General features: G+C 61.4%; 7 protein-coding genes. 2 read left to right on the top strand and 5 right to left on the bottom strand.

What is annotated here, in order from left to right:
* The first annotated feature begins 83 nt into the window (after nt 1-83).
* Nucleotides 84-1520, top strand: coding sequence for an efflux RND transporter periplasmic adaptor subunit (locus BGIM_RS0121360; RefSeq protein WP_020471771.1), 1437 nt, complete (start codon nt 84-86; stop codon nt 1518-1520).
* A 40-nt stretch (nt 1521-1560) separates the two neighbouring features.
* Entirely contained in the window at nt 1561-5004 is a 3444-nt protein-coding gene (locus tag BGIM_RS0121355) for an efflux RND transporter permease subunit (protein WP_020471770.1), read from the top strand.
* On the opposite strand, the gene BGIM_RS0121350 is transcribed toward BGIM_RS0121355, so the two are convergent.
* The 5 genes from BGIM_RS0121350 to BGIM_RS51665 all read right to left on the bottom strand — a co-directional run.
* The gene (locus tag BGIM_RS0121350; protein WP_020471769.1) at nt 4915-6417 is read right to left on the bottom strand and encodes a TolC family protein; all 1503 of its coding nucleotides are present in this window, start codon (nt 6415-6417) and stop codon (nt 4915-4917) included. The genes BGIM_RS0121355 and BGIM_RS0121350 overlap by 90 nt on opposite strands.
* Nucleotides 6414-7964: a TolC family protein gene (locus tag BGIM_RS0121345; protein WP_020471768.1), complete on the bottom strand. Its 1551-nt coding sequence runs from the start codon at nt 7962-7964 to the stop codon at nt 6414-6416. The genes BGIM_RS0121350 and BGIM_RS0121345 overlap by 4 nt, the downstream gene beginning before the upstream one ends.
* A 204-nt stretch (nt 7965-8168) precedes the next feature.
* Nucleotides 8169-9173, bottom strand: coding sequence for a hypothetical protein (locus tag BGIM_RS0121340; RefSeq protein ID WP_020471767.1), 1005 nt, complete (start codon nt 9171-9173; stop codon nt 8169-8171).
* A gap of 103 nt (nt 9174-9276) precedes the next feature.
* A complete protein-coding gene (locus BGIM_RS0121335) occupies nt 9277-11361 on the bottom strand; it encodes a WD40 repeat domain-containing protein (protein WP_020471766.1) in 2085 nt (694 codons plus the stop codon).
* Nucleotides 11362-11516: 155 nt separating this feature from the next.
* On the bottom strand, nt 11517-11883 hold a 367-nt coding region (locus BGIM_RS51665; protein WP_040889895.1), incomplete at its 5' end, for a transposase.

Here is an 11883-nt window from a genome sequence, read left to right as displayed (position 1 = left end):
GCATCCCACTTGCTTAAACTTATATTCTCGCCCACACGCCTGCTTAGGCGTTCCTGTTTTGTCGGTCAAAATGAGGCATCACCGTGACATCCGCCGCCGATTCAACACAGATCCCGGTCGTCCGCTCCGGCCGTCGAAAGCGAATTGCCGGTCTTTTAGCCGTGTGCGCTGTTGGCGGCGGTATCTGGTACGCCGCGATTTATCAAAGGGCGTTGCACGGGGCCTTGCACGTTGATGAAGCCAAACCCGCCGAAAAACAAACGGAAGCCCCGGTCGGCGAGAAAACTCCCGTGGAGGTGATCCATCCCCGCGCCGGAGGCATCAAGCGGGTGTGTATTCAACCCGGTTCACTGGAGCCGGTCGAATCGGCCGACCTATACGCCAAAGTGTCGGGGTTTCTCTCGGAACAATCCGTGGATATCGGCAGCCGGGTGAAAAAGGGGCAGGTGTTGGCAAAGCTGGCCGTCCCCGAATACGAGAAGCAAGTCCAGCGGGATGCCGCCACCCTGAGCCGGGCGAAGGCCAAGGTGCAACAGATGGAAGCTCATGTCGTGTCCGCCGAGGCCGAAAGCCGTTCGGCCAAGTCGATGATCGAGGTTTCCCAATCGGAAGTGCAAAGCAAGACGGCCTACCGGACTTATCGCAAAAAGCAGTTGGACCGTATGAAGCAACTCAGCGAAATGAAAGCGGTGGATAGCCGACTGGTGGATGAAAACGAAGACCAATACGAAGCCGCCTTCGGGGCCGAGAACACGGCGAAAATTGGCGTCTCCCATGCCCGGTTGAATGCCGAGGCCGCCGAGGCAAAGATCGCCGAGGCGAAGGCGGATTTGGCGGATGCGAAGGCCCAGATCGAAGTCGCGGAGGCGGAACTGGCCAGAACCCGCGTCATGCTCGCCTATACCGAAATCACGGCGCCGTTCGATGGAGTCATCACCAAGCGGTCATTCCGTCGGGGGGATTTCATCCGCTCGGCCGATGTCGGCGGCGACCGGGTTCCCCTGCTCAGCATCGAGCGGACCGATCATATGATTATGGTCGTTCAAGTTCCCGACCGGGATGTTCCATTCCTTGATGTCGGCGACGAGGCGACGATGGAATTGGATGCCCTTCCGGGGTCTTCCCTAAACGCCGTCGTCTCCCGTTGCGCCGAATCCGAGGACATCAGCACCCGCACGATGCGGACGGAAGTGGATATCCCGAACACCAGTGGAAAACTTCGACGCGGCATGTACGGCCGAGTGACCGTGGTTCTCGACAAGGGGCAGGCGAAATCAATGATGATCCCCTCCACGGCGCTCACCGGAAAGGCGGAGGGAGGGAAGGGAACCGTCCGCGTCGTCCGGGACGGGACTTTAAGACTGGTGTCGGTGACGACCGGAGCGGACAACGGGCTGGAAGTCGAAATTCTCTCCGGTCTCTCGACTAACGATCAGGTGGTCGTGCGGACAGCGGGACCGGTCAAAGAAGGTTCTCCGGTGATTGTGACCCCGACGGCGCCGGCCGCCAGCGGGCATTGATTCTCCCACCACCCCACATTCCCGCCAGAAGGCATTTCCCATGAACGGGCTGATCCGCTTTTCACTCGGCAATCCCCGAGCCATCACCGTATTGGTGTTAACCATCGCCCTGATGGGGATTGCCGCCCTGCTGGCGATTCCAGCGGACATTCTGCCGGTTTACAAAAGCCCGGCCGTGCAAGTGCTTACCTTTTATGGCGGCATGTCAGCGACCAACGTGGAGGCCGACATTAGCTCCCGGATGGAACGCTGGACCGGTCAGGCGGCCGGCACGCAACGGCAGGAATCCCGGTCGATCATCGGGGCGAGCATTGTTCGCAACTATTACGCGGACGACATCGACCCGAGTTCGGCCCTCACGCAAGTAAACTCTCTCTCCACAGCGGCGATTCCGACGCTCCCCCCCGGCACGCTCCCGCCGGTGATTCTGCCGTATGATCCGACCTCTTCAACGCCGGTGGCTCTCGTCGCCCTTAACAGCAAAACGCAGGGAGAATCGACGCTCTATGACACCGGCCGTTATCAGGTTCGCAGCATGATTATGTCGTCGCCGGGGGCCAACGCCCCGGTGGTTTACGGCGGCAAATTACGAACGGTGCTGGCGATGCTGGACCGGGACAAATTGCAGGCACGGGGGCTTTCCCCGACCGACGTGATGGATGCCCTGGACCGTTACAACATCTTCCTCCCGGCCGGGGATGCCAAGGTGGGCGGCACCGATTACGCCTTGGATTCCAATTCGATGTATGAGCTAATCGCCCGGATGGGCGATATCCCGATCCGGGCTGATTTGAGCGGCGTGGTGTTTCTGAAAGATGTCGCCACGCCGAAAGATTCCAGCCTCATCCAGACCAATATTGTCCGCGTGGACGGCCGCCGACAGGTGTATATCCCCGTCTATCGGCAGCAGGGATCAAGCACTCTCGGCGTCGTCGGCAACCTCCGGGACAACCTGCCGGACATGAAGGACCGTCTGACGACGCCGGACGTTGATTTGAAACTGGTGATGGATCAATCGGTGTATGTCAAAAGCGCCATTGAAAGCCTCGCGGAAGAGGGTGTTCTCGGGGCCATCCTGTGTTCAATGGTGATTTTAATCTTCCTCGGCGAATGGAAGATGACGGTCATCGCCGTGATGACCATTCCGGTTGCCGTGTTGGGGGCCGTGGCCTGTCTCTATGCGGTCGGACAGTCCATTAACGTGATGACACTTGCCGGGCTCGCCCTTGCCATCGGGCCGCTGGTGGACAGCGCCATCATTTGCCTGGAGAACGTCCACCGGCATCTCGGGTTGGGAGCGACCTCAAAGGAGGCGGCGTTTGTCGGCCCCAGCGAGGTGGCCATGCCCGAACTGGCCGCCAGCCTTTGCACGCTGCTTGTGCTGGCCCCGCTGACACTCATTCCCGGCCTCGGCGGGTTTCTCTTCAAACCGATGTTTCTGGCCGTGACGTTTTCGATGATTATCGCTTATATGCTCTCGCGAACATTCGTTCCGGCCCGCGCCGCCGCGTGGCTTGGCGGGCACGGCCCTAAGGAGATCGAAGTTCATGGGTTGGATTATCAGCATCGCAATCTTCACGAAAACTTGCCGCCAAAGGGCTTTTTGGGGCGGGCGTTTGAGAAATGGGAGGCGTTGATTGACGCGGGCATCCGGCAATATGTCCGAATGCTTGGAGCAGCCATGAAGTTTCGGTTTGTCGTCATTGCCTCGGCCTTCGGCTTGCTGGCTTTGGTCATCGTGCTGATCGGCCCGCACCTTCGCCGGGAGTTCTTCCCGGAGGTCGATGCCGGGGCGTTCGAGATGACGGTCCGCCTTCCCTCCGGCACGCGAATCGAGGTGACGGAAGGTTACATCGAAGCGGTGGAACTTTACATCAAGAAAAAGCTCGGCGCTGATCTGGAATTGGTCATCTGCGAGCTCGGGCTGACGGCTGACTGGTCGGCCGCGTTTACCCCGAACAGCGGCCCGATGGATGCCGTGGTGAAGATACAGCTTACCCCCGGCCGGAGCCGGTCGGCCCAGCAATATGTTGCCATGCTTCGACAGGGGTTCGAGTCCGACCCGGATTTTGAGGGATTGTTGGCCGAGGTTTATGAACGCAAAACAAATGCCGGCGAACTTCCCGTCGGCGTGGACGCCTTCTCCCGGATGAACATGGAGTTTGCCTTCGATTCGGGGGGGATGATCCGCTCGGCCATGAACGAAGGAAAATCCACACCGTTGAATGTGAAGATCATCGCCAAGAATCTGGGGAAGGCGAGGGCCGTCGCCGAGAACATTTTGGCCGAAGTGCGGCAGATCAACGGCGTCGTGGACGCCCGGATCATCCAACGGCTCGATTACCCGCTTTATGTGATTGAAGTGGACCGGGCCAAGGCGGCCGCCGTTGGACTGAATCAGATGGAGGTGATGCGGAACGTGGTGGCCGCCTTCAATTCCAGCGTACAGTTCAACAAAAAGAACTTCTGGATCGATCCCGTCAGCCACAACCAGTATTACGTCGGCGTGACTTACCCGGAAAAAGACATCGCCGATCTCGACACGCTGTTGGACATTCCGCTCACCAGCCCGACACAGAAGAAGCCCGTCGCCTTGCGGACGGTCGCCACCCTTCGCCGGACAACCGCTCCCTCCGAGGTGGCCCACACGAATTTGCAACCGACCATCGACTTGACGATGGGGGTGCATGGCCGGGATTTGGGGCATGTTGCCGAGGATGTGCGAAAGGTGGTCGCCAGGGCGGGCAAAGAACGGGCGGACGGATCATGGACGCCGTTTGATCCGACCGTCACGGATGCCAAGCTCACCAAACTTATGGAGGGATCGAGAATCACTCTGAGCGGCGAATACCAGAAGATGCAAACCACGTTCCGCTATCAGGCAATGGGAATGGCCGCCGCCGTGTTGTTGATTTACTTCTTGCTGGTCGCCTTGTTCAAATCGTATATCACGCCGCTGGTTGTGTTGTCGGCGGTTCCCATCGGGATCATCGGTGTGGTGTTGGTGTTGTATTTCACCGGTACCGCCTTGAACATCCAATCGCTTCTCGGGGTGATTTTCATGATCGGGATTGTCGTTTCCAACACCGTGTTGCTGACCGATTTTGCCACCAATCTCCAGAAGACAGAAAAGCTGACCGCCAAAGAAGCGATCCGGCGGGCGGCCTCCATCCGGGTGCGGCCGGTGGTGATGACCGCACTGGCCACTTTCTTTGCATTGATTCCGATGTCTCTCGGATTGGCGAAGGGAAGCGAAGCCAACGTGCCGCTCGGTCGGGCCGTTCTCGGCGGGTTGATGGCCGGGTTGGTGACGACGCTGTTTGTGGTTCCGTGTGTCTATTCGCTCTTGGTTTCGGACAAGTTGGAAGAGGATGACGCGGAAGAAAAAGCGTCATCAGGGAACCGGAGGCCGGCCGACGGCCACCAGCAGGCGGAATTGGGCCAGGTTGTGGTCGGTGATCGCCCGGATCATCTCCAGCCGTGATTCCTGCAATTGCCGGGCGCTGTCGATGGCTTCCAACGGCCGCCATTCGGGTTGCTTGGTCCGGGCCTTCTCGGCGGCGTATCCGTCCTCGGCCGTCGCCAGTTGTGTTTTGGCGGTCGCCATGCGGGAAGCCGCAGCTGTCAGTTGAGCATAAGCCTCAGAAACTTCTCGTTTGACTTGTTGCCGGACGCCCTCAAGGTTTGCGGTGGTCTGGCCGATCCGGGCCATCGTTTGCTGTTGCAAGGCCCGGTTGCCGGCCCCGGCGTTGCGAAGAGTCCAGACGGCATACACATCCAAATCCGTCCGGGAATCGAAACTGCCGAACGACGAGGTCGTGCGAGTGCTACCTCCGCCGAAACCGCCGGCGCTGAAACCGAGGGAGATCGTCGGCAGCCACGGCCGCAACGATTCTTGCCGCCAGCGGGTGTTTGCCTCGGCCACGTCCGCCGAGCGGGCGGCGATTTCCGGGCGAGCGAGCAATGACTGTCCCATCAACGAATCAAGATCCGTTTCTTCGGCAAACAACCGGACGGCGGCGGGCGTGGTCGTGGGGACGCTCAGCCGCCCCGAAGGATCAAGGCTCAACAATCCCGCCAGCCGGGCAGTTGCGGCCAGTTGCTCTCCCTCGGCTTCCTTGATCTGTCGGCGAAGCATTTCCAAATTCGCCTTCGCCCGGTTGGCGTCCCCCGACCGGCCCTGACCAACCTTCGCTTGGTCTTCCGTCAACCGACTCAATTCGGCAAATTCCGCCTCGCTCAGACGCAGGGCGTTTAGCGAGGCATTCGCCGCGACCAACTCCAGATAGGCGGTTGTCACTTCCAGCATCGTCGCGTTGCGCACACCCACAGAGTCGGCCCCGCGGGACATGACTTGTTCGCGGGCGGCGCGGGGTTCCAAGATCGTGTCGGCCAACGGATAGAAGAGGCGAACACCGGGGATGGTCACCGTGCCGCTGCCAACCGCCCATGCACCGGACCCGAAGAAGAGTCCCTGAGTGTCCACGTTCGTGATGCCGCCGGTGCCTTGCTGCAAATTCCCCCGGTGGACGCGAACGTTGGCGCCTCCCAGCAAGGACGGAAGCCACATGGCCTCGGCCATTTCTTGGCGGGCGATGGCCTCCCGCACCGCTTCGCGGGCGAGATTGATTGTCGGACTATCCACTCCCGCAAGTTCCAACGCGCCGCCCAGATCAAGGATGGTGTCGCTGGCAAACAAGGCGTCCGGTTTTTCGGAAACGTCAGTCGTTGCCGAGGCTTGGACGATGGCGGGCAATCCCTCGTCGATAGCCCGCATCGCGGTTTTCGACGCCTCCTCATCCTTGGCTTCCCGCCACGGGGCGACGGTTCCACAACCGGCCGGCATCAGGGCCGAGCAGACAAGCCCCGGCAGGGCAAGTTTCTTCCACGGATTCATTTTTTCTCCGTGATGATGCCGGCGGGAACCGGGCGGGCAAGGGCGGCGGCCGGGGGTTGGCCAAGGGCCACATAAAGCTGGAATTGGTAGCGGTTATAGTCGATCACCGCGTCCAGATATTCATACCGCGAACGTGAGAGCAACCGCAGGCTGTCAATCACCTCAATGGGCAGTCCCTCGCGCCCTTTGATGCGGGCGAGGTCTTGGGTATAAGCTTCCTGGCTGGCTTCAAACGCCTTCGCGGCAATGTCAATCTGGAGGAACCGGGCATTCACCCGCGCGTGGGACTCGGCCACATCCGTTCGCACGCGGTTGAAGGTTTCCCGTTCCCGCCAGTTCGCTTGTTTCGCCCGGCTGTCGGCGGCTCGGATCAGGGCCAAATTGCCAACACCGAGGTTTTGCAGCGTCCAATACATCACGGCATCGAAATCAGTCCGGCCGTCGAAATTGCCAAAACGAGGGCCGGTCTGGCTGCTGCCGTTGGCGGCGACGACTCCCGTGGGCGAGCTAACGAGATTGCTGCCGCCACCGAAGGTTCCCGAACTAAATCCAAGGATCACGTTCGGAGAAAACGGAAGAATTTTGGCCGACGAGAGGGCATACAACGCCTCTTGAATTTCAGCCCGGCGTTCGGCCAGTTCCGGCCGTTGCATCAGGGCGATGGCGATGAGTTCGGCCAGCGGAACCGGGTCCGGCACGATCGGCGCAGGGACCACCCAGCCATCAATCGGTTTCAGTCGCGTGGTTGGCCCGAGGTTCAACAATTGGGCTAACCGGGCCGAGGCGGTCAGGATGTCGGCTTCCGCTTGCGTCAGTTCGGCATCCCGCTTCCGCAGTTCGACCGCCGCCCGGTCGGCGTCGGCTTTGCGGCCTTGGCCGGTTTTGGCGTAAGCTGCCGTCAGTTTGGTGAGTTCGTCAGCTTCCGACCGGTTTTGCGTGGCGACAGCCCGGCGGGCTTCCGCGCGGAGCAGTTCGGTGTAGGCCAGGCAGACACGCAGCAAGACATTGTTCTCGGCGGTTTTGGTCGCGGCGGCCACGCGGGCCACGACTTGCTGTGTTTGGAGATAACCGTACCAAGCGGTTCCCACGTTCAGGTTGTAATTGATCCCCGGAATGTTGACGGTGCCACCGCCGATGGCGCTGGCTCCCAAGCCGACATACATGGCATCTCGGTTGACCTTCAGAATATTCCCGTTGGATTGTTGAAGCGCCCCGCGATGAAGGTCGTAATTCGTGCCAAGGTTGATGTTCGGCAGGATTTGGGCGGCCGCCAGTTGTTGAATGGCGCCCGCCTCGGTCAGCCGTTCACGGGCCAGCATGAGTTCCGGGTTTTCGCTCCCCGCCAGTTGCAAGGCGGTGGCGAGATCGATGGGCAATTCCCCTTCTTTGAGAAGGGTTCCCGGCGGCGGGGCGGGCGGAGTTGTTTTTGCCGGGGCTGGTAATTCTATTTTGGCGGTCGGTCCCGGTTGCGCCCCGGCGAATGAAAACGGAATGCCGCCGACCAAGATCGCGGCCGCCCACTTGGAAAAATGCCGTGACGATTCCATCGTTCAATCCCCGCCGGGCCGATTCATGAAGGACGTTATCGGATCGCGGATTCGATTGAATGAACAGTTTTCAGCGATTGGATGGAAAGAGAGGATTGGGAAAGCTGACTCGGGCGGATTCTCGTCGGCGCGGTGATTGTTTCCGCACGGCCGGGCGAAAAACCACCCGGCAAACTCTCGCCATATTCGGCATCTCGCCCAGTTTTATTTTGATTCGACAGTCTGCTTCGAGACTTGAGCCGCGAGGGCCTTCAAATCGATCAGTTGCCCTTTCTTGGGAAACGGATGCGACAACAGCCACCAATCTTCAGTGAACGAGGCCGATTCACCGGGCTTCAGGCGTTCGCGCGGGCCGATGGGTTCGAGTTCGATTCGCGGGCCGGTCGGATACCACACGGAGAGCGTGAGACCGGCGGCCTCGTTGTACACCCGGTCGGGGAAGGTCGGAAACCGCTTCACGAACACCGTGTCATTCGGCAGAACGTAGCCAAGCCACCCGGCTTGCGTGTCGAAGCCCAACTTCGGCTTCCGGGGCGGGGCCAGAATCTCCAGAAACCCGTCTCGCTCGCGGATGAGATCATCTTTCGGCTTCACGTTGATGATGGCACTGTCCTCGTACATCGCATACTTGCTTGGAAACCGGCTTGGCCGGTCACCCAGCGAGATCACGCAGATGCCGCCCCCCGGCGAGAACGACCGGCCCCAGTGGCATACCTCCTTGGTTTCTTTCGAGATGTTGAGGAAAGTTTGTTTGCAAGACAAGCCGGTGAATTCGCCATGCGGGATCAGACGGAACTCCCGCACTACTTGTATCCCGGCGTCTTCTTCGCGGGGGCCAGTGAGCTTCGCCGAATGTTCTTTGGTGATCTCGGCCGACCATTCGCCAGCCCATGTTTTCGGGTGCGGTGTCACCGTCAACTCCGGACCGTAATCGAACCGCCCGGCAGAGCTTCCCCCCGGTTTCCCCGGCTGCCAGTTCTTTTCGGCTTCGTCCAGATACATCACGTTGACGCCATCGACTGAAAATTCCAGCGGCCGTCCCCCGGCTTGCGGGCACAGAACCGCCCGGGTTTTCCCGAGTTTGAGTTCAATGGCTTCGGTGTAACCGAGATACTTGATGACCTGAGCGGCCGGTTCCTCGGCGGCCGAATTTCCAACCAGACCAAATAATGCGGGGAACAGAACGAAGACAGGCAATCGCATGAACATGATGATCCTCCGGGACAAGCGGGGAGAGTTCCCGTGATGGAGACCCTAACTGTCAGCCGGTCCCCGATCAAGGAAATTACTCCCGCTGTGCGAGAAGATTCCATCATGGCCCGGAGGATGGCTTGCCCCCAAGCCGGGCGAGGGCCGCCTTGGCAAATCGGGTTGGCCCGGCGGCGGGTTCCCCGGCGGCCAGTTCTTCCAGCAAAGTCCGGGCGGCCGGAGTTCGCAGTTGTTCAAGCAGGGCCAGTCGGCGTCCCAACGCCATGCCTTCGGGGGATGCCTCCCGCTCGGCCAAACGCTGGACGACGGTTTTCGCTCGCGTCTCGGCTTCCGCGCTCGGCGGGGCCGCCAGCAGTTTTCGAAGGGCGGGCAGGACGCCGTCCCCCATGTCGGCGAGTTCCTTGACAGCCGCTTCCCGAGTGGCGAACTCGGCGCCGTTTAAGTTGGCGGTCAGTCGTTCGACCTTCTTGGCATCCAGCAAGGGGGTCGGCTTCAAGGCTTCCTTCACGAGGGGAAAGACGGCCTCCGGCGATTCGGCGAGCGCCCAATGGCTGCGGAAAGCCGCGGCGCTGTCCTTGCCCGACAATGCCTGCCATAGCTCATCCCGTTCCGCGTTGGACATTGCGCGAATCTTTGGCTTGCCAGCCCTCGCGACTCCGGGGAGATCGTAAACGCCCACCCAGCCATTCAACCCGCCGGCCACCAGGCTCCTTCCGGTTGGCGAGAAGGCGACCGTCAGTGTGTCGCCGTTGCCGCCGTCGAGCCGGGTCATTAGTTGCCAAGTGGCCGTTTCAAACAGGTGGACCGTTCCCCAACCGCCGGCCGCGAGGATTCGGCCGTCCGGGGAGAAAGCCAGCGACATCACATAGCCGCGCGGACCCGTCAAATTAACGGGCGGCTTCGTCCGGTCGTGCCCCCAGACCAGCACGCCGTCGGTGCGAGAGCCGCCCGCGATCCATCGGCCGTCCGGGGAGATGGCGGCCGATTCCAAGGCGGTGATTCCCGCCGGCATGGGAAGGTCGGCCGGCTTGGCGCCTTCTTTCACGGAGGCCACGAACGCCCCGCCGTTCGGCTGTCGCCAGACCAATTCGGAACCGTCTCCGGTGAACCGCAGGTGGGTGGCCGGGCCGGCTTCGTCGATCTTGCCGGTTTCTTTTCCGGTGGCCGTCTCCCAAAACCGGATGGTCTTCTCGCCGGAGGACGTGGCCAGTCGTCGCCCGTCCGGGGAGAAGGTCATTCCCGCGACGCCGTCTTTGTGGGCTTGGAATGCCAGTGTCTCCTTGCCTGTGCGCCAGTCAACGACGTGAACCCGGCCGTCAGTCCCGCCCCAAGCCGCCGTCTGGCCGTCTTGGGAGAACGCCACCGCATGACGGGCGAAGACATTGAACGGGACCACCAACGGGGAACCGGCGCCTTCCCAGCGGCGAAGCGAACCGTCTTGTCCGGCGCTCGACACCAAGCCATCGGGCGAAACCGCCACCGCCATCATGCCGCCGGAATGACCGATGGCTGGCCAGGCCATCTTTCCCGTGGCGGCTTCCCACACCCGAGCCCGCCCCTCCCAAGGAACCGCGCAAGCCACAAACCGGCCCCCGACGGACACCCCGACGACTCGCGGCCCCTTGACGGGCGGTGCGTTCGCCCATCCGGTTTCCTTCCCCGTGGCGGTTTCCCACACCTTCGCCACGCCGTCCTCATCCATCGAGGCCAGATGCTTCGCATCGGCCGAGAAACTCAATCCCCGGACGGCCTTCTTGTGGCCGTCCAGTTTCCGGAGTTCCTTCCACCCGCTCAAATCCCAGAGCCGGACCCCGCCGGTTTTGTCCGCAACCGCCATGATTTTTCCGTCCGCCGAGCAGGCCAGCGCCGTCGCCTCTTCCGGCAATTCCTTGGCCGGCGATCCAACCTTTCCGGCGGCGATGTCCCAATAGCGCACCGTTTCGCCCACGAGGCCGACGCCGAACTTTCCCCCCGTCACCAAGCCAATCGAGTGGACGGCCCCCTCTCCGAACGCGACTTGCTGAAGCACCCGACCGCTGGCCGTCTCCGCCTGCATGGCTTGTTGCTGTCCCGTGCCGATCATGAGAGTGGCGCCGTCGGCCGAAAAGGCCAGCGAGGTGATGCCGGATCGGGTGGCGAGGAAAGACCGAATCGCGGTCCCTTTCTCGATGTTCCACAGAGTGACCATTCCGACCGGCCATCCGCCGGCGTGTGTTCCGGTGGCCAGGATCGCGCCGTCCGGCGAGACGGCCGCCGAGTATACCCAGCGCTCATAGGAAAACGGATCAACCCGGCTCTCGACATCCCCGAACGCCCGGATTTCATCTTTTGAAGTTGCGCTTTTTATCCGGCGGTGCGAAACTCGGCCGGGATGGCCTGCCGGAGTTTTCGTCGCAAACGCCGGATTCCGCCGGGTGTTTGCATGGCGCGGGCCAGGTATTCCAAGTCGGCCTGTTCGCTGTGGCGGCGGACCGCCAGGCAGAGGCCGTGGGTTCGCTGGTGTCGCCAGCGCTCTTTCTGCTTCGTCGTCAGGCCGGACTTGGCCAGTTGCCTCGCCCGATGCCACTCCAGCCACAGGAACGTCACCAGGACCAGCTCCAGCCATCCCTCCGTCGCCTCGAACCGGCGCAGGCGGCATTGGGCGAAGCCCAATGTGCTTTTCAACTCCTTGAAGAACAGTTCGATCTGCCAGCGCAAATCATAAAGTTCG

This window comes from Zavarzinella formosa DSM 19928 (genome assembly GCF_000255705.1).
GTDB lineage: Bacteria > Planctomycetota > Planctomycetia > Gemmatales > Gemmataceae > Zavarzinella > Zavarzinella formosa.
This window is presented reverse-complemented; position numbering and strand designations above follow the sequence as displayed.

Bases quoted from the DNA above. Each gene is read 5' to 3' on its own strand.
- BGIM_RS0121355 (WP_020471770.1), top strand. From the start codon at position 1,561: ATGAACGGGCTGATCCGCTTTTCACTCGGCAATCCCCGAGCCATCACC.
- BGIM_RS0121350 (WP_020471769.1), bottom strand. From the start codon at position 6,417: ATGAATCCGTGGAAGAAACTTGCCCTGCCGGGGCTTGTCTGCTCGGCC.
- BGIM_RS0121345 (WP_020471768.1), bottom strand. From the start codon at position 7,964: ATGGAATCGTCACGGCATTTTTCCAAGTGGGCGGCCGCGATCTTGGTC.
- BGIM_RS0121340 (WP_020471767.1), bottom strand. From the start codon at position 9,173: ATGTTCATGCGATTGCCTGTCTTCGTTCTGTTCCCCGCATTATTTGGT.
- BGIM_RS0121335 (WP_020471766.1), bottom strand. From the start codon at position 11,361: ATGGTCACTCTGTGGAACATCGAGAAAGGGACCGCGATTCGGTCTTTC.